26 protein-coding genes and 1 pseudogene are annotated in these 24,194 nt (G+C 41.4%); 26 read left to right on the plus strand and 1 reads right to left on the minus strand.

What is annotated here, in order from left to right; genetic code table 11:
• Window positions 1–511 (plus strand): annotated as a pseudogene (locus B7709_RS00410) (IS30 family transposase); the annotation flags it as partial.
• A 119-nt stretch (window positions 512–630) separates the two neighbouring features.
• Here the strand turns inward: B7709_RS00410 and B7709_RS00415 are convergent.
• Window positions 631–1,488: a DUF975 family protein gene (locus B7709_RS00415; protein ID WP_061454593.1), complete on the minus strand. Its 858-nt coding sequence runs from the start codon at window positions 1,486–1,488 to the stop codon at window positions 631–633.
• Window positions 1,489–1,604: 116 nt separating this feature from the next.
• Here B7709_RS00415 and tgt point away from each other — a divergent pair, with 116 nt between their 5' ends.
• The 25 genes from tgt (at window position 1,605) to B7709_RS00540 (ending at window position 23,968) form a co-directional block, all read left to right on the plus strand.
• Complete coding sequence (gene tgt, locus B7709_RS00420; RefSeq protein ID WP_001285237.1) at window positions 1,605–2,747, plus strand: tRNA guanosine(34) transglycosylase Tgt; 1,143 nt, start codon at window positions 1,605–1,607, stop codon at window positions 2,745–2,747.
• 99 nt (window positions 2,748–2,846) lie between these two features.
• Window positions 2,847–4,664 (plus strand): acyltransferase family protein, encoded by a 1,818-nt coding sequence (locus tag B7709_RS00425; protein ID WP_061454592.1) that lies wholly within the window; start codon window positions 2,847–2,849, stop codon window positions 4,662–4,664.
• Window positions 4,665–4,804: 140 nt separating this feature from the next.
• Window positions 4,805–5,956 (plus strand): N-acetylglucosamine-6-phosphate deacetylase, encoded by a 1,152-nt coding sequence (nagA, locus tag B7709_RS00430; RefSeq protein WP_084970794.1) that lies wholly within the window; start codon window positions 4,805–4,807, stop codon window positions 5,954–5,956.
• A 152-nt stretch (window positions 5,957–6,108) separates the two neighbouring features.
• The gene (locus B7709_RS00435; protein WP_061454591.1) at window positions 6,109–6,474 is read left to right on the plus strand and encodes a DUF1033 family protein; all 366 of its coding nucleotides are present in this window, start codon (window positions 6,109–6,111) and stop codon (window positions 6,472–6,474) included.
• 62 nt (window positions 6,475–6,536) lie between these two features.
• Entirely contained in the window at window positions 6,537–7,478 is a 942-nt protein-coding gene (gene comGA, locus B7709_RS00440; protein WP_084970796.1) for a competence type IV pilus ATPase ComGA, read from the plus strand.
• Window positions 7,426–8,442 (plus strand): competence type IV pilus assembly protein ComGB, encoded by a 1,017-nt coding sequence (gene comGB, locus B7709_RS00445; protein WP_084970798.1) that lies wholly within the window; start codon window positions 7,426–7,428, stop codon window positions 8,440–8,442. The genes comGA and comGB overlap by 53 nt, the downstream gene beginning before the upstream one ends.
• Window position 8,443: 1 nt before the next feature.
• Complete coding sequence (comGC, locus tag B7709_RS00450; RefSeq protein WP_084970800.1) at window positions 8,444–8,767, plus strand: competence type IV pilus major pilin ComGC; 324 nt, start codon at window positions 8,444–8,446, stop codon at window positions 8,765–8,767.
• Window positions 8,730–9,164, plus strand: a complete 435-nt coding sequence (gene comGD, locus B7709_RS00455) for a competence type IV pilus minor pilin ComGD (RefSeq protein ID WP_162279131.1) — start codon at window positions 8,730–8,732, stop codon at window positions 9,162–9,164. The genes comGC and comGD overlap by 38 nt, the downstream gene beginning before the upstream one ends.
• A complete protein-coding gene (gene comGE, locus B7709_RS00460; protein WP_162279132.1) occupies window positions 9,127–9,429 on the plus strand; it encodes a competence type IV pilus minor pilin ComGE in 303 nt (100 codons plus the stop codon). The genes comGD and comGE overlap by 38 nt, the downstream gene beginning before the upstream one ends.
• On the plus strand, window positions 9,392–9,853 hold the full coding sequence (comGF, locus tag B7709_RS00465; RefSeq protein ID WP_084970806.1) for a competence type IV pilus minor pilin ComGF: 462 nt from the start codon (window positions 9,392–9,394) through the stop codon (window positions 9,851–9,853). Before comGE ends, comGF begins: the two co-directional genes overlap by 38 nt.
• Window positions 9,831–10,244, plus strand: a complete 414-nt coding sequence (comGG, locus tag B7709_RS00470; RefSeq protein ID WP_084970808.1) for a competence type IV pilus minor pilin ComGG — start codon at window positions 9,831–9,833, stop codon at window positions 10,242–10,244. The genes comGF and comGG overlap by 23 nt, the downstream gene beginning before the upstream one ends.
• Window positions 10,245–10,276: 32 nt before the next feature.
• The gene (locus tag B7709_RS00475; protein ID WP_084970811.1) at window positions 10,277–10,867 is read left to right on the plus strand and encodes a class I SAM-dependent methyltransferase; all 591 of its coding nucleotides are present in this window, start codon (window positions 10,277–10,279) and stop codon (window positions 10,865–10,867) included.
• Between the two features lie 58 nt (window positions 10,868–10,925).
• The gene (locus tag B7709_RS00480; RefSeq protein ID WP_084970813.1) at window positions 10,926–11,879 is read left to right on the plus strand and encodes a class I SAM-dependent methyltransferase; all 954 of its coding nucleotides are present in this window, start codon (window positions 10,926–10,928) and stop codon (window positions 11,877–11,879) included.
• 49 nt (window positions 11,880–11,928) lie between these two features.
• Window positions 11,929–13,119 carry an acetate kinase gene (locus B7709_RS00485; protein ID WP_084970815.1) on the plus strand — a complete coding sequence of 397 codons (1,191 nt, stop codon included), beginning with the start codon at window positions 11,929–11,931 and terminating at the stop codon, window positions 13,117–13,119.
• A gap of 148 nt (window positions 13,120–13,267) precedes the next feature.
• Window positions 13,268–13,639: a ribonuclease P protein component gene (gene rnpA, locus B7709_RS00490; RefSeq protein WP_084970817.1), complete on the plus strand. Its 372-nt coding sequence runs from the start codon at window positions 13,268–13,270 to the stop codon at window positions 13,637–13,639.
• Window positions 13,614–14,426 (plus strand): YidC/Oxa1 family membrane protein insertase, encoded by an 813-nt coding sequence (locus B7709_RS00495; RefSeq protein ID WP_162279133.1) that lies wholly within the window; start codon window positions 13,614–13,616, stop codon window positions 14,424–14,426. Before rnpA ends, B7709_RS00495 begins: the two co-directional genes overlap by 26 nt.
• Window positions 14,427–14,443: 17 nt before the next feature.
• Window positions 14,444–15,433 carry an RNA-binding cell elongation regulator Jag/EloR gene (gene jag, locus B7709_RS00500; protein WP_084970819.1) on the plus strand — a complete coding sequence of 330 codons (990 nt, stop codon included), beginning with the start codon at window positions 14,444–14,446 and terminating at the stop codon, window positions 15,431–15,433.
• Between the two features lie 51 nt (window positions 15,434–15,484).
• Window positions 15,485–16,108: a ribonuclease P gene (locus tag B7709_RS00505; protein WP_084970821.1), complete on the plus strand. Its 624-nt coding sequence runs from the start codon at window positions 15,485–15,487 to the stop codon at window positions 16,106–16,108.
• A 116-nt stretch (window positions 16,109–16,224) separates the two neighbouring features.
• Complete coding sequence (gene tkt, locus B7709_RS00510) at window positions 16,225–18,201, plus strand: transketolase (protein ID WP_084970823.1); 1,977 nt, start codon at window positions 16,225–16,227, stop codon at window positions 18,199–18,201.
• A gap of 117 nt (window positions 18,202–18,318) precedes the next feature.
• Complete coding sequence (gene yajC / locus B7709_RS00515; protein WP_084970825.1) at window positions 18,319–18,639, plus strand: preprotein translocase subunit YajC; 321 nt, start codon at window positions 18,319–18,321, stop codon at window positions 18,637–18,639.
• A gap of 48 nt (window positions 18,640–18,687) precedes the next feature.
• Window positions 18,688–19,131, plus strand: coding sequence for a low molecular weight protein-tyrosine-phosphatase (locus tag B7709_RS00520; protein ID WP_084970827.1), 444 nt, complete (start codon window positions 18,688–18,690; stop codon window positions 19,129–19,131).
• Window positions 19,118–19,531 carry an MORN repeat-containing protein gene (locus B7709_RS00525; protein WP_084970829.1) on the plus strand — a complete coding sequence of 138 codons (414 nt, stop codon included), beginning with the start codon at window positions 19,118–19,120 and terminating at the stop codon, window positions 19,529–19,531. Before B7709_RS00520 ends, B7709_RS00525 begins: the two co-directional genes overlap by 14 nt.
• 296 nt (window positions 19,532–19,827) lie before the next feature.
• The gene (gene adhE / locus B7709_RS00530) at window positions 19,828–22,479 is read left to right on the plus strand and encodes a bifunctional acetaldehyde-CoA/alcohol dehydrogenase (RefSeq protein ID WP_084970831.1); all 2,652 of its coding nucleotides are present in this window, start codon (window positions 19,828–19,830) and stop codon (window positions 22,477–22,479) included.
• A gap of 133 nt (window positions 22,480–22,612) precedes the next feature.
• Window positions 22,613–23,524 carry a helix-turn-helix domain-containing protein gene (locus B7709_RS00535; protein WP_084970833.1) on the plus strand — a complete coding sequence of 304 codons (912 nt, stop codon included), beginning with the start codon at window positions 22,613–22,615 and terminating at the stop codon, window positions 23,522–23,524.
• Between the two features lie 153 nt (window positions 23,525–23,677).
• Complete coding sequence (locus B7709_RS00540) at window positions 23,678–23,968, plus strand: hypothetical protein (RefSeq protein ID WP_033585161.1); 291 nt, start codon at window positions 23,678–23,680, stop codon at window positions 23,966–23,968.
• Window positions 23,969–24,194: the final 226 nt, after the last annotated feature.

Raw genomic sequence — 24,194 nt, forward strand, 5'->3', positions numbered from 1 at the left:
ACCAAGAAACATCTAGGAAAGGCAATTGAAGAAAGGCCAGAAGAGATCAATAATCGCTCCCGTTTTGGAGATTGGGAAATCGATTCTGTTCTGGGGGGGAAAGACAGTAGGAGAACCTTCTATTCTGACCTTAGTAGAACGACAAACACGCTATGCTGTCACAAAGAAACTCGTCGAAAAGAAAGCAGAGTGTGTCAATCAAGCAGTCTTAGAGTGTATGAAACCTTATCCCATTAAGTCCATAACTGCAGATAATGGAAATGAATTTTCATCATTGAGTAAGATAGAGGGATTAGATGTTTATTTTGCACATGCCTATTCATCTTATGAACGAGGTACAAATGAGAATTTCAATGGATTATTAAGAGAGTTCATTCCAAAGGGAATCTCACTAAAAGAACTAAATCCGACACTTTTAGAGGACTATACAAAGGCTATCAATGAAAGACCCAGACGAATCCATGACTATCAGTCCGCAAAAAAGCTGTTTGAGCTAACTCAAACAGCTTGAAAGATATTCGCTTAATCAGAGGAACAACTTTGTTGCACTTGACTTGACAATTGGGGAAAGAAAAAATTTACGCTTGTGACGATTAAGTTCAGTACAAAGATGCTACCTTTTTAGTTTTTTTATCCATTTCGACGTTTGCGGGCTAGTAGGGCTCTGTAAAAGAAGATTTGATTGTTTTGGATATAGGGAAGGATTGTGAAACTAGCAATCCCAAAGGTAATCCAATTGAGGAAGTACCAAGGGAGTAGCTGGAAGTCGAGGAGAAAGCGCTGAAACTTATATCCTTTCATCAGGAAACGGCTGGTTTTTAGGATTTGCCTTGGTTTAGCTTGTCCTAAATCCAGAGTGTCGCAGAGGAGAAATTCTACCTGCGAGTAGGCGTAATGTTGCGGGATGTATAGGATATTGCCCACAATCATCAAGATGAGGCTCGCTAAAAAGTAGAGTCCAAAGGTCATAAGGAACTGATCGGTTTCAAGTGATGAGAGGTCAAGATTAGGAAATTCAGGATGTAGGGTAACAAAGTTCCGTGCTAGGAGGTTACTATAAAAGAGAAAGTAGACACCAATCAAACTAGGAATACTCCATAAAAAGAGATAGAGACGCTTGAGAAGCAAGGTTAGAAAAGTTTGAGAAAAATATTTTTCATCAAAGAGAGTCAGACATGATTTTAGAGAGAGTTCCGTTTCGGGATTTTTGATAAGTTTAAGTGTTGTAAAGGCAGATCCTGATAGAAGGATTGTAACAATAAAAGATACTAGTAGTGGGAAGAGATAGGCTTGAAGCACTTGCCCCAGCATACTGATAAATGATTGGTTTAGAATATCGTTACTTAGACGAGCCAAGGGATTCAGAAAGCTTGAGAAAATTAGTAACATACTAGGTAGAGCGAATATGAGAATGAGTCTTGGGTTGTCTGTCTGAAATTGTTTAGCATCTAGACGAATAGTTTTTAAATCAATTTTTGGGTATTTCATTCTCTCATTATACCATAGTTCGTGACAGTTCCAACTTTTTTTGATAAAATCATACAGTATGCTTTCGGGCACAAAGTATGAACTGGGACTGTTTTTCCCAGCTTCGGAGGTAAAAAATGTCAGATTCACCAATCAAATACCGTTTGATTAAGAAAGAAAAACACACAGGAGCTCGTCTGGGGGAAATCATTACCCCGCACGGCACCTTCCCGACACCTATGTTTATGCCAGTTGGGACCCAAGCTACGGTCAAAACTCAGTCGCCAGAGGAGTTGAAGGAGATGGGATCGGGGATTATCCTGTCAAACACCTATCATCTGTGGCTCCGTCCAGGAGACGAACTCATCGCACGCGCAGGTGGTCTCCACAAGTTCATGAACTGGGATCAGCCCATCTTGACGGATAGTGGTGGTTTTCAGGTTTATTCCCTAGCAGATAGCAGAAATATCACAGAAGAAGGAGTAACCTTTAAAAACCATCTCAATGGTTCTAAGATGTTTTTATCGCCAGAAAAAGCCATTTCTATTCAGAACAATCTAGGCTCAGACATCATGATGTCTTTTGACGAATGTCCTCAGTTTTACCAACCTTACGACTACGTTAAGAAATCAATTGAACGTACTAGCCGTTGGGCTGAGCGTGGTTTGAAGGCTCACCGTCGTCCACATGACCAAGGCTTGTTTGGGATTGTGCAGGGGGCAGGATTTGAAGACCTTCGTCGTCAGTCAGCTCATGACCTTGTCAGCATGGATTTTCCAGGCTACTCTATCGGTGGACTGGCCGTTGGAGAAACGCACGAGGAGATGAATGCGGTCTTGGACTTCACAACTCAGTTGTTGCCAGAAAATAAACCTCGCTATCTGATGGGTGTGGGAGCGCCCGATAGCTTGATTGATGGGGTCATTCGTGGGGTGGATATGTTTGACTGTGTCTTGCCGACTCGTATCGCTCGTAATGGCACCTGTATGACCAGCCAAGGGCGTTTGGTTGTCAAGAATGCCCAGTTTGCTGAGGACTTTACGCCACTGGATCCTGAGTGCGATTGCTACACATGTAAGAACTATACACGCGCTTATCTTCGTCACCTACTCAAGGCTGATGAAACCTTCGGTATCCGTTTGACTAGCTACCACAATCTTTACTTCTTGCTCAACCTGATGAAGCAGGTTCGTCAAGCCATCATGGATGACAATCTCTTGGAATTCCGTGAGTATTTTGTAGAAAAATATGGCTACAACAAGTCAGGACGCAATTTCTAAAGTGTAAAAATAGAATGCTAAAATCCTACGTTTTCTCGTAGGATTTTTCTTCTTTTTTTGATAGAATAAAGTGTATAACGAAAGGGAGAATAAACTCGTATGCGTATTAAATGGTTTTCCTTGATTAGGATTACAGGTTTACTACTGGTGCTCTTGTACCACTTCTTTCAGACCATCTTTCCTGGAGGCTTCTTTGGGGTAGATGTCTTTTTCACTTTTTCAGGATTTTTGATCACCTCCCTCCTTTTAGAAGAATTTGGGAAGGCACGCCAGATTGATTTGCTGGGCTTTTTTAAGAGACGGTTTTATCGGATCGTGCCACCTGTGGTGCTGATGGTTCTGGTGACCATGCCTTTTACTTTCTTGGTTCGTCAAGACTATGTTGCTGGAATTGGCGGCCAGATTGCTGGGGTTCTTGGTTTTATGACCAACTTCTACGAAATGTTAACAGGGGGAAGTTATGAATCCCAGTTCATTCCGCATCTCTTTGTTCACAACTGGAGTCTGGCTGTTGAGGTTCACTACTATATTCTTTGGGGTTTAGCGGTTTGGTTCTTATCGAAACGTTCAAAATCTAGTAGTCAATTGAGAGGGATGGTCTTTCTTCTTTCTGCTGGGGCTTTCATCATTAGCTTTTTCTCCATGTTTATTGGTAGTCTAATGGCTAGTTCTTATTCATCTGTCTACTTTTCAAGTTTAACCCATGTCTATCCCTTCTTTTTAGGAAGCATTTTAGCGACAGTTGTGGGGGTTCGTCAGACGAGCGATTTAATCAAGCAGTTTGACCGGACGTGGAATCTTCGTCAGAATTTACTGGTATTTGCTGCTGGGCTTTTGGTGTTAGTGCTTTTGACTTTCTTTGTCAAGTTCACTTACCTGTTTGCTTATTTATTTGGCTTCTTGCTAGCAAGTTTAGCGGCAGTGACCATGATTTTTGCTGCGCGTGTCTTGCATGAGAAAACGCCTGAGATACAAGAACCTCGGATAATTACATTTTTAGCGGATACCAGCTACGCGGTTTATCTCTTCCACTGGCCTTTTTATATTATCTTTTCTCAGTTGATGACTAATCTGCCTGCTGTTATTTTAACCGTTATCTTTTCCTATTTCTTCGCTACCTTATCCTTCTATATTATTGAGCCATTGATTGCTGGTAAGACCAACACTTTAGTTAGAAAAATCACTAAACTGCACCGTATCAAACCAATTAGTGCTGGTGTTGCTGGCATTCTTACCTTGATTACCTTGATTATCATAGCTGTAGCTCCTCATGTTGGAGCTTTTGAGACAGACTTGATGGTCAATGGTTTCAAACAAGCCCAGACCAATATAGGACAAACAAAGGCTCTTGCTGAACAAGCTGAAGTCAGTCGTCTAGGAATTTCTGAGGGAACAAGCCTAATAGGAGATTCGGTAGCCTTGCGTGCCAATACAGCCTTACAAGAGGCGCTTCCTGAAGCAAATATCAATGCCCAGGTTAGTCGGACGACCAAGCAAGCCAATGACATCATGCTCAATAATAGTCAGAACAAGGCACTATTAAAAACAGTTGTCATTGCAACGGGAGTCAACAATCCAGAAGGTTATAAGAATGACTTGGACAGCATCGTTAACAATCTACCCAAAGGACACCATCTGATATTGGTGACACCTTATGAGGGAGACAAGAGCAAGGATACTTATACCTCAGTGGAGCAGTATGCGGCTTATGCGCGGGAATTAGCTGAAAAGAATCCTTATGTGAGCATTGCTGACTGGAATAAGGTCGCTAAGGAGCACCCTGAAATCTGGGCTGGAACTGACCAAGTCCACTTTGGAAATGATAGCAACATGATTGAAGAAGGTGCTAAATTATACGCAGAGACGATTGCAGCTGCTGTTAAGGCTGCTCAAGAACTACCTGTGAAATCAAAATAAGTTAAAAGAGTTGGAGAAATCCAGCTCTTTTAAAATATCTCCAGAAAATAGGTCTATACCATTTACAAATGAAAAAGAAAGGTTTATAATGTAATTGACATAATAAATTCTAGAATCAATCTATCAAGGAGGTTATCATTATGCCTAATTATATTAAAGCGGATCAGTTTTTCTACCCACACGGAGTTCGTCGTGGCGGTTACTTGGAACTTGTGGATGGCAAGTTTGGCAAACATGTAGAACAGATTCCTGAAGGTGCTGAGGTGATTGACTATACAGGCTACAGCATTGCTCCAGGACTTGTGGATACCCACATTCATGGATTTGGCGGTGTGGATGTCATGGACAATAACATCGAAGGAACCCTTCATACTATGAGTGAAGGATTGCTTAGCACGGGTGTCACCAGCTTCTTGCCAACCACTTTGACTTCATCTTATGAGCAATTGCTCGCAGTAACAGAAAATATCGGTGCTCGTTATCAGGAAGCAACTGGAGCCAAGATTCGTGGAATCTATTTTGAAGGTCCATATTTCACAGAGAAATACAAGGGAGCTCAAAACCCTGCCTACATGAAAGATCCTCGCATGGATGAGTTTCGTGCTTGGCAAAAAGCAGCCAATGGCTTGCTTAATAAAATTGCCCTTGCGCCAGAACGTGAAGGTGTAGAAGACTTTGTTCGCACGGTTACGGGTGAAGGTGTGACCGTTGCTCTTGGACATTCTAATGCGACCTTTGATGAGGCTAAAAAAGCAGTTGATGCTGGAGCAAGTGTTTGGGTACATGCCTACAATGGGATGCGTGGGTTGACTCACCGTGAACTCGGTATGGTGGGAGCTATGTATGAGTTGCCTCATACTTACGCTGAATTGATTTGTGATGGTCACCACGTAGATCCAAAGGCCTGTGACATTTTGCTCAAACAAAAAGGAACTGAAAATATTGCCCTTATCACAGACTGTATGACAGCTGGTGGATTGGAAGACGGCGACTACATGTTGGGAGAATTCCCAGTAGTGGTTGCCAATGGAACGGCTCGCCTCAAATCGACAGGCAATTTGGCAGGTTCTATTCTCAAACTCAAAGACGGTTTGAAGAATGTGGTCGAATGGGGAATTGCGAATCCGCATGAAGCGGTCATGATGGCCAGCCTCAACCCAGCAAAATCTGTTCACATTGATGATGTTTGTGGACAAATCCGTGAAGGTTACGATGCGGACTTTATCGTGCTAGATAAAGATTTGGAATTGGTCGCAACCTACCTAGATGGTGTGAAACGTTATCAAGCCTAAGATGATAAAATGGGGGTCAGTAGAGGACTCCTATTTTTTTGATAGGCTGAAAAAGGTATTTAAAGAAGTCTTCCTAAAGTGAAAGGCAAGCAAAATCCTTTTCTTGAAATGAAAAATTAGTTATAATATACGATACAAAGGAAGTAGTAAGAATGTATCGTGTTATAGAAATGTATGGAGACTATGAACCGTGGTGGTTCATAGAAGGCTGGGAAGAAGATGTCATCATGAGTCAATCTTTTGACAAGTATTATGATGCTCTAAAATATTATAAGTTATGCTGGTTTGAGCTGGAAAAGAAGAATCCTCTTTACAAGAGTAGGAGTGATTTGATGACGATCTTTTGGGATCCTGCTGACCAGCGCTGGTGCGATGAGTGTGATGAGTATTTGCAGCAGTACCATTCTTTGGCACTTTTGCAGGATGGGCAAGTCATCCCCGATGAAAAGCTGCGTCCAGGCTATGAAAAACAAACAGGTCAAGAGAAGCACCGATCTTGCCGCATGAAATGGAGATAAAAAAGTAACTTTTTAAGTTGCTTTTTTTATTTTTTTGCGAATAGTTAGATAAGGAGGGCGGTATGGTACAAGAAATTGCACAGAAAATTATTGCTACTGCTAAGAAAAAAGGAGCTCAGGATATCTATTTCATTCCCAAGGAAGCTACTTATGAACTTCATATGCGAATTGGTGATGAGAGGTGTTTAGTTGACTCCTATGAGTTTAATGTTTTAGCTGCTGTGATTAGTCATTTCAAGTTTGTGGCTGGGATGAATGTAGGAGAAAAGCGTCGCAGTCAGCTGGGTTCTTGTGATTATCAGTATGAGGAAAAGGTTTCTTCACTGCGTTTGTCCACCGTGGGAGATTATCGGGGACATGAGAGTTTGGTCATTCGTTTGTTACACGATGAGGAGCAGGATCTGCATTTCTGGTTTCAGGATATTGGAGAACTGGGGAAGCAGTACCTGCAAAGAGGACTCTATCTATTTGCAGGTCCAGTCGGAAGTGGCAAGACGACGCTGATGCACGAATTGGCCAAATCCCTTTTTAAGGGACAGCAGGTTATGTCCATCGAAGACCCTGTCGAGATCAAGCAGGAAGACATGCTCCAATTGCAGTTGAATGAGGCGATTGGACTGACCTATGAAAATCTAATCAAACTATCCTTGCGTCATCGACCAGATCTTTTGATTATCGGTGAAATTCGGGATAGCGAGACGGCGCGTGCAGTGGTCAGAGCCAGTTTGACAGGGGCGACGGTCTTTTCAACCATTCATGCCAAGAGTATCCGAGGGGTTTATGAACGCCTTCTGGAGTTGGGTGTGAGTGAGGAGGAATTAGCAGTTGTTCTGCAAGGCGTCTGCTACCAAAGATTAATCGGGGGAGGAGGAATTGTTGACTTTGCAAACAAAGACTATCAGGAACATCAGCCAACCAGGTGGAATGCGCAGATTGACCAGCTTCTTAAAGATGGACATATCACAAGTCTTCAGGCTGAAACGGAAAAAATTAGCTACAGCTAAGCAAAAGAAAATCATCACCCTGTTTAACAATCTCTTCTCCAGTGGCTTTCATTTGGTGGAAATCATTTCTTTCTTGGGGAGAAGTGCCTTGCTGGAAAAGGACTATGTGATCCAGATGCACCAAGGCTTGTCTCAGGGAAAATCCTTCTCGGAAATGATGGACAGTTTGGGTTTTTCAAGTGCCATTGTGACCCAATTATCCCTAGCTGAGGTGCACGGGAATCTTCACCTGAGTTTGGGAAAGATAGAAGAGTATCTAGACAATCTGGCTAAGATCAAGAAAAAGTTAATCGAAGTGGCGACTTATCCCCTGATTTTGCTGGGATTTCTCCTGCTAATCATGTTAGGCTTACGCAACTACCTACTGCCCCAACTGGACAGTAGCAATATCGCCACCCAAATTATCGGCAATCTGCCACAAATTTTTCTGGGACTTGTGTTGGTTTGCTCTCTGTCTCTACTTTTAGCTCTCACTTTCTACAAAAGAAGTTCCAAGATGCGGGTCTTCTCGATGTTGGCACGGGTTCCCTTTCTGGGAATCTTTGTCCAGACCTATCTGACGGCCTATTATGCGCGTGAATGGGGCAATATGATTTCACAGGGAATGGAGCTGACGCAGATTTTTCAGATCATGCAGGAACAAGGTTCTCAGCTCTTTAAAGAAATCGGTCAAGATCTGGCTCAAGCCCTGCAAAATGGCCGTGAATTTTCTCAAACCATAGCGACCTATCCCTTCTTTAAAAAGGAGTTGAGTCTCATCATCGAGTATGGGGAAGTCAAATCCAAGCTGGGGAGTGAGTTGGAAATCTATGCTGAAAAAACTTGGGAAGCCTTTTTTACCCGAGTCAACCGCACCATGAATCTGGTGCAGCCACTGGTTTTTATCTTTGTGGCCCTGATTATCGTTTTACTTTATGCGGCAATGCTTATGCCCATGTATCAAAATATGGAGGTAAATTTTTAAAATGAAAAAACTCATGACAAAATTAAAAAAAGCCAAGGTTCAAGCTTTCACTCTGGTAGAGATGTTAGTCGTCTTGCTCATCATCAGCGTACTCCTCTTACTCTTTGTGCCCAATTTGACCAAGCAAAAGGATGTCGTTGATGACAAAGGAAAAGCTGCTGTTGTCAAGGTGGTGGAAAGTCAGGCAGAACTCTATAGTCTGGACAAGAATGAAGATGCTAGTCTTAGTAAATTACAAGCGGACGGTCGTATCACAGCAGAGCAAGTCAAAGCTTATAAAGACTACCATGCGAAACAAAAAACAAGTCAGACTGTTGCAGATTAAGGCCTTTACCATGTTTGAAAGTCTCTTGGTTTTGGGACTTGTGAGTATCATTGCTTTGGCTTTATCAGGTTCAGTCCAGTCAAGTTTCGCGGCGGTAGAGGAGCAGATTTTCTTTATGGAGTTTGAAGAACTCTACCGTGAAACGCAAAAACGCAGTCTAGCCAGCCAGCAAAAGACCAGCTTGAACTTAGACGGGGAGACAATCAGCAATGGCAGTCAAAAATTAACAGTTCCCAAAGGAATTCAAGCACCATCAGGACAGACGATTCACTTTGACCGAGCTGGGGGCAACTCGTCTCTGGCTAAGGTTGAATTTCAAACCAGCAAGGGAGCGATTCGCTATCAATTATATCTAGGAAATGGAAAAATTAAACGCATTAAGGAAACAAAAAATTAAGGCAGTGATTTTACTAGAAGCAGTAGTAGCTCTGGCCGTATTTGCCAGTATTGCAACTCTCCTCTTGGGGCAAATCCAACAAAATCGACGGTTAGAGGCAGAAATTTTGCAAAAAGAGGAAGTCTTACGTGTGGCTAAGATAGCCTTACAGACGGGGCAAAGTCAAGTAAAGGTCAATGGAGTGGAGATTCAGGTGTTTGCTAGTGAAAAAGGATTGGAGGTCTACCATGGTTCAGAGAAATTGCTGGATCTTAAAGAGCAGTAAGGTAAGAGCTTTCACTCTTTTAGAATCTCTGCTTGCCCTCATCGTCATTAGCGGTGGCTTGCTTCTCTTTCAAGCCATGAGTCATCTCCTCATTTCAGAAGTTCGGTACCAGCAACAAAGCGAGCAAAAGGAGTGGCTCTTGTTTGTGGACCAACTAGAGACTGAGTTAGATCGTTCTCAGTTTGAAAAGGTGGAAGACAATCGCCTTTATGTGAAGCAAGATGGCAAGGATATCGCTATGGGTAAGTCCAAATCGGATGATTTTCGGAAAACTGATGCCAGTGGCCGAGGTTATCAACCTATGGTTTATGGTCTCAAATCAGCACAAATCACAGAGGAAAATCAACTGGTTCGCTTTCGTTTCCAATTTCAAAAAGGCTTAGAAAGGGAATTCATCTATCGTGTGGAAAAATCAAAAAGTTAAGGCAGGAGTTCTCCTATATGCAGTGACCATGGCAGCCATTTTTAGCCTTTTGTTGCAGTTTTATTTGAATCGGCAAGTCGCCCATCATAAAGACTTTACCCTAAACAAAGAAAAGTTGATCGCTTTTGCCATGGCCAAACGAAGCAAAGATAAGGCTGAGCAAGAAAGTGGGGAGCGAGTCTTTAATCTAGGAAAAGTCACTTATCAAAATACGAAAACAGGTTTTGCGACAAGTGTTCGAATGAATAAGAACAACTATGAATTTCTCTTTCCTTCGATGAAACCCAAGGAAAAGAAAACGGACCCTAAGGAACAATCATCTACCAACTCAAGTCAACAAACCAATCAGAAAGAAAGAGACAATAAGGCAGACAAGAAAGGCAATTCCTAGGCAAATCAGCTTCTTTTTGTTAAACTAAAAGCATGAAACATGATTTTAATCACAAAGCAGAAACCTTTGATTCGCCCAAAAATATCTTTCTTGCAAACTTGGTTTGTCAGGCAGTTGAAAAACAGATTGCTCTTCTATTAGACAAGGAAATACTAGATTTTGGTGGTGGAACGGGTCTGTTAGCCTTACCCCTAGCCAAGCAGGCCAAGTCTGTTACCCTTGTGGACATCTCGGAGAAAATGCTGGAGCAAGCCCGTTTGAAAGCAGAGCAACAAGACATCAAGAATATCCAGTTTTTGAAACAGGATTTACTGGCAAATCCCTTGGAGCAACAATTTGACCTGATTGTTGTTAGTCGGGTTCTTCATCATATGCCAGATCTAGATGCGACTCTTGCCATGTTTAACCATCACCTTAGGGAGAATGGACAGGTACTCATTGCTGATTTTGTCAAGACAGACACCAACCACCACGGCTTTGAGTTGGCTGAACTGGAAACCAAGCTAACCCAGTTTGGTTTTTCGAGCATTGGCAGTCAGATTCTGTACAGTGCTGAAGGTCTTTTTCTAGGAAATTATGCAGAGCTCTTTTTAACAGTAGCTCAAAAATCACTCGCTGACTAAAGCAGTGATTTTTTCTATTCAGATGGAAAAAATGGGGGAATTTTGATAAGATAGGAATATGGATTTTGAAAAAATTGAACAAGCTTATACGTATTTACTAGAGAATGTCCAAGTCATTCAAGGTGATTTGGCGACCAACTTTTATGATGCCTTGGTAGAGCAAAACAGCATCTACCTGGATGGTGAGACTGAGCTAGAGCAGGTCAAGGAGAACAATCAAGCCCTTAAGCGCTTAGCACTTCGCAAGGAAGAGTGGCTCAAGACCTACCAGTTTCTCTTGATGAAGGCAGGACAAACGGAGCCTTTGCAAGCCAATCACCAGTTTACGCCGGATGCCATTGCCCTCCTCTTGGTACTTATTGTGGAAGAGTTGCTTGATCAAGAGGAAATTAGCATCCTCGAAATGGGGTCCGGCATGGGGATTCTGGGCGCGACCTTCTTGACTTCTCTTGCTAAAAAAGTGGATTACTTGGGAGTCGAAGTGGATGATTTGCTGATTGATTTGGCGGCTAGTATGGCAGATGTAATCGGTTTGCAGGCAGGATTTGTTCAAGGCGATGCCGTTCGTCCGCAAATGCTTAAAGAAAGCGATGTGGTCATTAGCGACTTACCTGTCGGCTATTATCCGGATGATACCATCGCTTCACGCTATCAAGTGGCTTCTAGCCAAGAACATACCTATGCCCACCATTTGCTCATGGAGCAAGGTCTCAAGTACCTTAAGTCAGACGGCTATGCTATTTTTCTAGCTCCGAGCGACTTGTTGACCAGTCCTCAAAGTGATTTGTTAAAAGGTTGGATCAAAGATGAAGTGAGTCTTGCTGCCATCATCACTCTGCCAGAGGATATTTTCTCAACGGCCAGTAAGGCTAAGAGCATTTTCGTTTTACAGAAGAAAACTGAACAGGAACTGCGACCTTTTGTCTATCCGCTAGAAAGTTTGCAAGATCCAGCTGCACTAATGAAATTCAAAGAAAATTTTCAAAAATGGAGCAAAGGTACTGAAATATAAGGTAATTTTTGTTATAATAGTTGAAAACGCTTAAAAGAGGTATCATGTTATGACTAAAACAATCGCAATCAATGCAGGAAGCTCGAGTTTGAAATGGCAACTTTACCAAATGCCAGAAGAAACAGTATTGGCCAAAGGCTTGATCGAACGTATTGGCTTGACGGATTCGATCTCAACTGTAAAATTCGACGACCGTTCTGAACAACAAATTCTTGATATTGACGACCACACACAAGCTGTTAAAATTTTATTAGATGATCTGATTCGTTTTGACATCATCAAAGGTTATGATGAAATAACTGGTGTTGGGCACCGTGTTGTGGCTGGTGGTGAATATTTCAAAGAGTCAACCTTGGTAGAGGGAGATGTTTTAGAAAAGGTTGAAGAGTTGGGACTTTTGGCTCCTCTTCACAACCCAGCCAACGCAGCAGGAATTCGCGCATTTAAGGAATTACTTCCAGATATTACCAGCGTTGTTGTTTTTGATACTTCATTCCACACAACAATGCCTGAAAAAGCCTATCGCTATCCTCTTCCAAATAAATACTATACTGAAAATAAAGTTCGTAAGTATGGAGCACATGGGACAAGTCATCAGTTTGTAGCAGGAGAAGCAGCTAAAATTTTAGGTCGACCATTAGAAGATTTGAAATTAATTACTTGCCATATCGGTAATGGCGCTTCTATTACAGCTGTCAGCGGTGGCAAGTCTGTGGACACTTCTATGGGCTTCACTCCGCTTGGTGGTATTATGATGGGAACACGTACAGGGGATATTGACCCAGCTATCATTCCCTATTTAATGCAATATACAGAGGATTTCAACACGCCAGAGGATATCAGTCGAATCCTAAATCGTGAGTCTGGACTTTTGGGTGTTTCTGAAAAATCAAGTGACATGCGTGATGTTATGGCTGCAGTAAAAGCAGGAGACCATAATGCGACCTTGGCCTACGAGATGTATATTGACCGTATTCAAAAGCATATCGGTCAGTATTTGGCAGTCCTAAATGGTGCAGATGCGATCATTTTCACAGCAGGTGTTGGTGAGAATGCCTCAGATGTACGTGGAGATGTTATTTCAGGAATTTCTTGGTTTGGATGTGATGTGGATCCAGAAAAGAACGTCTTTGGCGTGACTGGAGATATCTCAACTGATGCAGCAAAAATCCGTGTCTTAGTAATCCCTACAGATGAGGAATTAGTGATTGCACGTGATGTTGAACGATTCAAAAAATAACTAAAATAAGAAATAATGTACATGTAAAAAGAGTTGGAGAGTTTGCTCTCCAGCTTTTTTGCTTGGAAAAATCTCTAAAACCTTGCTGTTATTGGCTTTTTCGAAAAATATGGTATAATAGTAGTAATTTAATAGATGGAGTTGAGTTTTGAAAAAAAACTTTCGTGTAAAAAGAGAGAAAGATTTTAAAGAGATTTTTCAATATGGGACAAGTTTTGCCAATCGAAAATTTGTTGTCTACCAATTGGAAAACCAGCAAAACCATTTTCGAGTAGGACTGTCCGTCAGCAAAAAGCTGGGGAATGCGGTTACCCGAAATCAGATTAAGAGGCGAATCCGACATATTTTGCTAAATGTAAGGTGGCATTTGGCTGATGACGTTGATTTTGTCGTGATTGCTCGAAAGGGGGCTGAAAGCTTGGATTATGCAGAGATGGAGAAAAATCTACTCCACGTATTAAAGTTATCAAAGATTTACCGGGAAGGAATTAGGAGTGAAAAAGAAACTACAGTTGACTAGTCTACTGGGCTTGTCCCTATTTGTCATGGCAGCTTGTGGGACAAGCGATGTTACAGCGGATACTACAGATATATGGAGCAAATTTGTCTATTTTTTTGCTGAAATCATCCGTTTTTTGTCCTTTGACATTAGTATCGGAGTGGGAATTATCCTTTTTACGATCCTGATTCGTACGATTCTATTACCAGTCTTTCAGACTCAAATGGTTGTCTCTAGAAAAATGCAAGAGGCTCAACCACGTATCAAGGCCCTGCAAGAACAATATCCGGGTCGCGATATGGAAAGTAGAACCAAGCTAGATCAGGAGATGCGGAAGGTCTATAAAGAATTGGGGGTCAAGCACTCGTCTTCTCTCTGGCCGATTTTGATTCAAATGCCAGTCCTCTTGGCTTTGTTCCAAGCCTTGAGTCGAGTGGAATTTTTAAAAACAGGGCACTTCTTATGGGTAAACCTAGGGGGAGTAGACACAAGCTTTATCCTTCCGATTTTGGCGGCAGCCTTTACCTTCTTGAGCAGTTGGTTATCGAATAAGGCTTTGCCTGAAAGAAGTGGAGCTATGACAGGAATGATGTACGGGATGCCGGTACTGATCTTTATCTTTGCCATCTCTGCGCCTAGTGGAGTTGCCCTGTACTGGGCAGTATCCAATGCTTATCAAGTTTTGCAAACCTATTTCTTGAATAATCCTTTCAAGATGATTGCAGCGCGCGAGGCGGAATTACAAGCTAAAAAAGATTTAGAAAATAGAAAAAGAAAAGCCAAGAAAAAGGCTCAGAAAATGAAGTAATAAGGAGGAATCTGGTTATGGTGTTATATACGGGTTCAACAGTTGAAGAAGCAATTCAAAAGGGATTGAAAGAATTAGGTCTTCCTCGAATGAAGACTCATATAAAGGTTGTGTCCAAAGAGAAGAAAGGTTTTTTAGGCTTATTTGGGAAAAAACCAGCTCAAGTTGATATTGAGGCGATTAGTGAGACGACTGTGATTAAGGCCAATCAACAAGCCGTAAAAGGTGTTCCGAAAGAAATCAATGAACAAAACGAACCTGTTAAGACAGTAACAGAGGCGACAGTTGATCTCGGCCATGTTGTTGAGGCGATTAAAAAAATCGAAGAGGAAGGTCAGGGTGTTTCTGATGAAATCAAGGCTGAAATCTTGAAAAATGAGAAACATGCTAGCACTATTCTTGAAGAGACTGGGCATATTGAAATTTTAAATGAGTTGCAAATAGAAGAAGCTAGAACAGAAGCGTCAACAGATGCCAAAGAACTTGTAGATGAGCAAGAGAAGAAAAAAAGTCAGTCCCTAGAAGATTTAGGTTTAAAAGTTGAACAGAGCTATGATATTGAACAAGTAGCGACAGAAGTAACTGATTATGTTCAAACAATTTTGGATGATATAGATGTTGAAGGTGTCATTTCAAGCGATTATAATCGTCGCATTATCAACCTGCAAATCGATACCAACGAACCAGGTCGTATTATCGGCTATCATGGAAAAGTTTTAAAGGCCCTTCAACTCTTGGCACAAAATTATCTTTATAATCGCTATTCAAGAACTTTCTACATTACGATTAACGTCAATGATTATGTTGAACACCGTGCAGAAGTCTTGCAAACCTACGCTCAAAAATTGGCGACTCGTGCATTGGAGGAAGGTCGTAGCCAGCAAACAGATCCAATGTCGAATAGCGAACGCAAGATTATCCATCGCATTATTTCACGCATGGATGGCGTGACTAGCTATTCTGAGGGTGATGAGCCAAATCGTTATGTTGTTGTGGATACGGAATAAACAAAATCAGGCTTGACCTGATTTTTTGTTATAAAAAAGGAGAAGAGACAGATGATGGAAACCATCAAAAACTACCTATCTTACGTGGGAATCCAGTATCGTAATCCAGATAAGGCTGGAGATGAACGAGAGAAGATGCTGGAATTGCGCCACAAAGGCCAGGAGGCTCGTAAGGCTTTTACAAATCTAGCCAAGACCTTCCAAGCAAGTCATCCAGAATGGCACCTACAACAGACTAGTCAGTGGATGAATCAAGCGCAACGCTTGCGACCACATTTCTGGGTCTATCTACAGAGAGAGGGGCGGGTAACAGAACCCATGTTGGCGCTGCGTTTGTATGGAGCACCTACTGACTTTGGAATTTCCTTAGAAGTCAGTTTCATCGAGCGTAAGAAGGATGAGCAGACGCTGAGTAAACAAGCTAAGATTTTAGATATTCCACCAGTAGAAGGAATCTATTATCTAGCATATACCGATGGTCAAAGTCAAAAGGTAGAAGCTAATGAAGAAAACCGTCTGCTCTTACGCGAGAAGGTGCGCAATCAGGAAGTCCGTAAAGTTTTGGTTAAGGTAGATGTTTCCCTCATTGAAAATCAGTCAGTAGAAGCAATATTGGAGAAGCTAGAAGATGCTTATGAGCGCTTGCTTCCCTATTATCAGGCGACTAGAGAGTAGAAAATAGGAGACTTATCGAGCATCGAATTGTTTGATTGCTATTCTATGCATTTTTTCATATAATAGTAAAATAGGATGTGTGATTTATTGATCACCTCAAAGAGAAAGGAAATTCTATGTCAAATCTATCTGTTAATGCAATTCGTTTCCTAGGAATTGATGCTATCAACAAAGCCAACTCAGGTCACCCAGGGGTGGTTATGGGAGCAGCTCCGATGGCTTATAGCCTCTTTACAAAACAACTTCGCATCAATCCAGCACAACCAAACTGGATTAACCGTGATCGTTTTATTCTTTCAGCAGGCCATGGTTCAATGCTTCTTTATGCCCTTCTTCACCTTTCTGGTTTTGAAGATGTCAGCATGGATGAGGTCAAGAACTTCCGTCAATGGGGTTCCAAAACACCAGGTCACCCAGAATTTGGGCATACAGCAGGGGTTGATGCTACAACAGGTCCTCTAGGACAAGGGATTTCTACTGCCACAGGTTTTGCCCAAGCAGAACGTTTCCTAGCAGCAAAATACAATCGAGAAGGCTATAATATCTTTGAACACTACACTTATGTGATCTGTGGAGATGGTGACTTGATGGAAGGTGTCTCAAGCGAGGCGGCTTCATACGCAGGATTGCAAAAACTTGACAAGTTGGTTGTCCTTTATGATTCAAATGACATCAACTTGGATGGTGAAACAAAGGATTCCTTTACTGAAAGTGTTCGTGACCGTTACAATGCCTACGGTTGGCATACAGCCTTGGTTGAAGATGGAACAGACTTGGAAGCAATCCATTCTGCTATCGAAGTAGCTAAAGCTTCAGGCAAACCATCTTTGATTGAAGTGAAGACGGTTATTGGATACGGTTCTCCAAATAAACAAGGAACCAATGCGGTACACGGTGCTCCTCTTGGGGCAGATGAAACTGCGGCTACTCGCCAAGCTCTTGGTTGGGACTACGAGCCATTTGAAATTCCAGAGCAAGTTTATGCTGATTTCAAAGAAAATGTTGCAGATCGTGGCGCATCAGCTTATCAAGCTTGGACAAAACTAGTTGCTGACTATAAAGAAGCTTATCCCGAACTTGCAGCAGAAGTAGAAGCCATCATCGACGGACGTGATCCAGTTGAAGTGACTCCAGCAGACTTCCCAGCTCTAGAAAACGGCTTCTCTCAAGCAACTCGTAATTCAAGCCAAGATGCTTTGAACGTTGTGGCCGCTAAGTTGCCAACTTTCTTGGGTGGATCAGCTGACCTCGCTCATTCAAACATGACTTATATCAAGACTGATGGACTTCAAGACGATGCCAATCGCTTGAACCGCAACATTCAGTTTGGTGTTCGTGAATTTGCCATGGGAACCATCTTGAACGGAATGGCTCTTCATGGTGGACTTCGTGTTTATGGTGGAACTTTCTTTGTCTTCTCTGACTATGTGAAGGCAGCCGTCCGCTTGTCAGCCTTGCAAGGACTTCCTGTGACGTATGTCTTTACTCACGATTCAATCGCAGTTGGGGAAGATGGTCCAACTCACGAACCAGTTGAACACCTAGCAGGTCTTCGTGCCATGCCAAATCTCAATGTTTTCCGTCCAGCAGATGCGCGTGAAACGCAAGCAGCTTGGTACCTTGCAGTGACAAGCGAAAAAACACCAACTGCCCTTGTTTTGACACGTCAAAACTTGACTGTTGAAGAGGGAACAGACTTTGGCAAGGTTACTAAAGGTGCCTATGTTGTCTATGAAAGTGCAGCAGACTTTGATACGATTTTGATTGCAACAGGTTCAGAGGTGAATTTGGCGGTCGCAGCTGCCAAAGAATTGGCTAGTCAAGGTGCAAAAGTCCGTGTAGTCAGCATGCCATCAACAGATGTCTTTGACGCACAAGATGCAGCATACAAGGAAGAAATCCTTCCAAATGCAGTCCGCCGTCGTGTTGCAGTCGAAATGGGTGTAACTCAAAACTGGTACAAATATGTTGGTCTTGATGGTGCAGTTCTCGGTATTGATACCTTCGGAGCATCTGCCCCAGCACCAAAAGTATTGGCAGAGTATGGATTTACTGTGGAAAATCTAGTCAAAATCGTTCAAAACTTGAAATAATCGCAGAAATCAGAGTGAAAACTCTGATTTTTTATTGGCATAAAAGCAAGGCGCAACCTTGTAAAAGTAGTTGAAATTTGATATAGTAGTCCTATGTAAAATACAAAGGAGAAAACAATGAATCCAAATATTACTTTCTTAATCATGCTTGTAGGGATGATGGCTTTGATGTTCTTTATGCAACGTTCTCAAAAGAAACAAGCCCAAAAGCGTATGGAAAGCTTGAACAAGCTTCAAAAAGGCTATGAAGTGATCACAATCGGCGGACTTTACGGAACAGTGGATGAAGTAGATACTGAGAAGCAAACAATCGTACTGGACGTAGATGGTGTTTATTTGACTTTTGAATTAGCTGCTATCAAGACAGTGTTGCCCCTTAAAGAAGCAGTGACACCAGAAGGAACAGTTGTTGACGAAGGCGGAGCAATCGAAGAATAAAACGGGATCCTATCACTCCCGTTTTTCTATGATATGAGAGGAAAAGGGATGAAAAAAATAGTATTTGTGTGCTTAGGAAATATCTGTCGTAGCCCCATGGCAGAATTTGTGATGAAGTCCATGACGAGTGATTATCAAATTGAGAGTCGTGCAACTTCGTCTTGGGAACACGGCAATCCGATTCATAGGGGAACGCAAGGGATTTTTCTTAGATATCAGATTCCTTATGACAAAGACAAAACATCGCTTCGGATTGGCAGAGAAGATTTTGAGTCGTTTGATTACATTATCGGTATGGATGCTTCAAACGTTTCAGATTTGCGTCAAATGTGTCCTCAGGAATTCCAGTATAAAATCTACTCTTTTGCATCTGAAAGTGTTCCAGATCCTTGGTATACAGGAGATTTTGAGGAAACCTATGCTCGTATCACAAGTGGATGTCAAAGCTGGCTAGATCGATTAGAAAATGAGAGTGACAATGGAAAAGTTTAAAGAAATCTTTGAAAAATATCGAGTTTATCTAACTCGCCCGCGTATAGAGATTGCAACAGTCCTTCTAATCGCTATCTGTGCCGTGTCAGTTTTTCTATTAAACACACCAAAAAAGGGTGTACTGACACTTGATAATGGTACGCTTGTTTATGATGGAACCTTGGTAAGAGGAAAGATGAATGGTCAGGGGACCATGACTTTTGAAAATGGAGACCAATATACAGGTGATTTCAATAATGGCGCCTTTAATGGAAAAGGGACTTTCCAATCAAAATCTGGGTGGAAATACGAAGGTGATTTTGTAAATGGCCAGGCTGAAGGTCAAGGGAAGTTGACGACAGAACAAGAAGTTGTCTATGAAGGAACCTTTAAACAAGGCATTTTTCAACAAAAACAGTAGTCTCTAGGTGAGGAGACTATTTTTTAAAACAAAAAAGAAATCGCTTTCTATAATGATTGCTAGAGAAGAATCTTCAATGTAGAAAAAGTTTGTGAAATAAAAAAATTTTCATCGCAATTTCACAATCGATAGAGCAAAATCCCGTAGCACCGCAATATTGAAAAAAAATTCACAAATGAATAAAGTTTCTTTGTGAAACCTACATGAAACTGTTTACAAAGTCTGAAAAAAGAGTTATAATAAACTTGTGAAAAAATTAACAAAGGATAAAATCCTTTAAGGCTATGGAGGATAATATGGCTGATAAAAAAACAGTAACACCTGAGCAAAAACAACTTGCTGCTGAGAAGCATGTCGACGGTCTCGTGAAAAAAGCCTTGGTTGCACTTGATGAAATGCGCAAGTTGAACCAAGAACAAGTTGACTACATCGTGGCAAAAGCTTCGGTCGCAGCCCTTGATGCGCACGGTATCCTAGCACAACATGCAGTTGAAGAAACTGGTCGCGGTGTATTTGAAGACAAGGCAACGAAAAACCTTTTTGCCTGTGAGCACGTTGTCAATAATATGCGCGGTGTTAAAACTGCTGGTGTTATAGAAGATGATCCTGTTACTGGTTTGACTAAGATTGCTGAGCCTGTCGGAGTTGTTTGTGGTATCACTCCAACAACGAACCCAACATCAACAGCAATTTTCAAAGCATTGATTGCCTTGAAGACACGTAACCCAATCGTTTTTGCCTTCCACCCATCTGCTCAAGAATCATCTGCTCACGCAGCGCAAATCGTTCGTGATGCAGCTATCGCAGCTGGCGCACCTGAAAACTGTGTTCAATGGATTACAGAGCCATCTATGGAAGCAACTGGAGCGCTTATGAACCACGAAGGTATTGCGACTATCCTTGCAACAGGTGGTAATGCCATGGTTAAGGCTGCTTACTCATGTGGTAAACCAGCTCTTGGAGTAGGTGCCGGAAACGTTCCTGCCTATGTTGAAAAATCAGCTGACCTTTGTCAAGCTGCTCATGACATCGTGATGTCTAAATCATTTGATAATGGTATGGTCTGTGCATCAGAACAAGCGGTTATCATTGATAAAGAAGTGTATGACGAATTTGTAGAAGAATTCAAATCATACCACACTTACTTTGTAAACAAAAAAGAAAAAGCTCTTCTTGAAGAATTCTGTTTCGGCGTGAAAGCAAACAGCAAAAACTGTGCAGGTGCTAAACTAAATGCAAACATCGTTGGTAAACCGGCTGCATGGATTGCAGAACAAGCAGGATTCAGCGTTCCAGAAGGAACAAACATCTTGGCGGCAGAGTGTGCAGAAGTAGGACCAAAAGAACCATTGACTCGTGAAAAATTGTCACCAGTTATTGCTGTTCTAAAAGCTGAAGACACAGAAGATGGTCTTACAAAAGCACGTCAAATGGTTGAGTTTAACGGACTTGGTCACTCAGCAGCTATCCATACAAAAGACGAAGAACTAGCTAAACGCTTTGGTACAGAAATCAAAGCAATGCGTATTATCTGGAACTCTCCATCTACTTTCGGTGGTATCGGTGACGTATACAATGCCTTCATTCCATCATTGACACTTGGATGTGGTTCATACGGACGCAACTCAGTTGGTGATAACGTGAGCGCTATCAACCTTCTAAACATCAAGAAAGTAGGGAAACGTAGAAATAATATGCAGTGGTTTAAAGTTCCTTCAAAAATTTACTTCGAACGCAATTCTATCCAATACCTTCAAACATGTGAAGATATTGAACGCGTTATGATCGTTACGGACAAATCTATCGAAAAACTTGGCTTTGTTCAACGTGTTATCGATCAATTGAACGCACGTAGCAACCGTGTGACAATTCAAGTATTCTCAGATGTTGAACCAGATCCAGACATCACAACTGTAGAACGTGGTGCTGAAGTGATGAAAGCATTTGAACCAGATACAATTATCGCTCTTGGTGGTGGTTCACCAATGGATGCAGCCAAAGTAATGTGGCTCTTCTACGAACAACCACAAATCGACTTCCGTGACTTGGTTCAAAAATTCATGGACATCCGTAAACGTGCCTTCCGCTTCCCATCACTTGGTAAGAAAGCGAAGTACATCGGTATCCCAACAACTTCAGGTACAGGTTCAGAAGTAACACCATTTGCCGTTATCTCTGATAAGAAAAACAACCGTAAATACCCATTGGCTGACTACTCATTGACACCAACTATTGCCATTGTTGACCCTGCTTTGGTTGAATCAGTTCCTGACTTCATCGCTGCTGATACAGGTATGGACGTCTTGACTCACGCGACTGAAGCCTACACTTCAAACTTCGCTAACGACTATACAGACGGTATCGCCCTTCAAACAATCAAACTTGTTTTTGAATGGTTGGAAAAATCTGTTAAGACAGCTGATCCAGAAGCACGTGAAAAAATGCACAATGCATCTACAATGGCTGGTATGGCTTTCGCCAATGCCTTCCTTGGTATGAGCCACTCAATGGCCCACAAGATTGGTGGTGTTCACCATACTGTTCACGGACGTACAAACGCAATCTTGCTTCCATACGTTATCCGTTACAATGGTACTCGTCCATCTAAGACGACTACATGGCCTAAATACAACTACTGGAAAGCTGATGAGAAATTCCAAGACATCGCGAAAATGCTTGGTTTGCCTCACTCAACTCCAGAAGAAGCAGTTGAAGCATACGCTAAAGCTGTTTACGACCTTGGTGTTGCAGTAGGTATCAAGATGAACTTCAAAGACCAAGGAATCGATGAAAAAGCTTGGAAAGACAGCTTGCATGAAATTGCCTTGCTTGCTTATGAAGACCAATGTTCACCTGCTAACCCACGCTTGCCAATGGTAGCTGACATGGAAGAAATCATGGCAGATGCTTACTATGGCTATGCAGAACGTCCAGGACGTCGCAAATAATCGTTTATCAGCCTAGAGGCAGGAGTTATCCTGTCTCTTTTTTTGTACATTTTTTTGAAAAATGTTATAATAAGCGTATATGTTTGTTTGGCTATCAAAGTTTTTGTATCGAGCCAAGGGAGAAATGTAAGAGATGAATGATTTAGGGGAAAAGGTAAGACGCCTTAGAGAGGAGAAAGGGCTTAGTCGTCCAGTCTTTTGCGGGGATGAGTCGGAATTATCAGTCCGTCAGTTGGTCCGCATCGAGAAAGGAGAATTTCGTCCTACGATAAAAACACTAGAATATATAGCGAATAGGCTAGATATTCCAACCTATATTCTGATGCCAGACTATAAGGAATTACCCAAGCGTTACCAAGAATTAAAATACTTTCTTCTTCATCATCCTGACTATGGAGACAAAGAGTTGCAGGAACGAAAGGAAGAATATTTTGATGAGATTTTTGAATGTTTTTATGATGATTTGCCACGTGATGAGAAAGTGATAGTGGATTGTCTTCAAGCTATAGATGAGGTGAGGGCGACTAGTAATTCCTTATACGGAAGTAGTGTGATTGAGGGCGGTCTTCAAGACTTACTATCCAGAGATGTATATAAAGCCGAGGACTTTTTGAAATTGAGACTGTATTTCAACTGTCAGTTAATGGATGGTTTAAATGTGGGTGAGATAAAAGAATCTGAGCATGAAACCATTCTTTGTTTTCATGACAAACTAATTTCTCAGGTTGATAAGATAGAGTTCGATTGTTTGGACTTGCTTAGAGATTCCTTGTTAGCTTCTTTAGCTTGTATAGAAATTATGGGGCTGTTTCATTATTTTAAGAGAGCAGTTGAGACCTTAAATAAAATAGGACAGAAAACACGAGATTTTCAAAAACAACCAATTGTCTTGATGGTGGAGTGGAAATATTATATTCAGATGGATTATGAAACAGCCAAACAAAAGTATGAAGAAGCAAAAATGATGGCAAGGATGTTTGGTAATGAGCAGTTACTAATTAGTTTAGACAATGAATGGGCTGAGGACCTAAAAAGATATTGTTAAATTGTTTATAGGAGTGACATTTCTGTCATTGGAGGAATGTCGCTTTTTTGTTACAATGGATTCATAATAAAGAGAAAGGAATTTACTATGATTAAAATACTGATTTTTCTATTTATCACGGGTGGGTGGTGGACTTGAGTTTAGAGGAATGATATGCTAGAATTTGAACGAATAAACAATGTTTTATTGACTGGCATGTCAGAAGTAGGAGATGTACTGCTCATTCGACAAACACTATCAAATCTTATTCAAGTAGAAATAAGAGTTAATGGCTACTTACTGGATTTGATTACAATAAAACCCAAAAAGTTAAAAATTTATCCTTTAGTAGGTATTAAAAAAAATGCACTTATTCTCGTTCAAGAAGTAAGTGTAGGACTTGATATGACGTTAGAGAATAACAGGACATTTAGGAATTTTAATTTTTTTAGAAGATTAAAATAAGAATCAAAGAAAAGGAGAAAAATATATGTGGCGTTGGGTATGGAGAATTGTAAGATGGATTTTAATTAATTTACTATGGGAACCTCTCTGGGGCTGGGTTAAACAGTGGTTTAGTAAATAGGAGGAATTGTTATGTGGCGTTGGGTATGGAAAATTGTAAAATGGATTTTAATTAATTTAATGTGGACAGCTATTTGGGCTTGGGTTGCACAGTGGTTTAGTAAAT

This window comes from Streptococcus oralis subsp. dentisani, assembly GCF_002096335.1.
Classification (GTDB): Bacteria; Bacillota; Bacilli; order Lactobacillales; family Streptococcaceae; genus Streptococcus; species Streptococcus oralis_Z.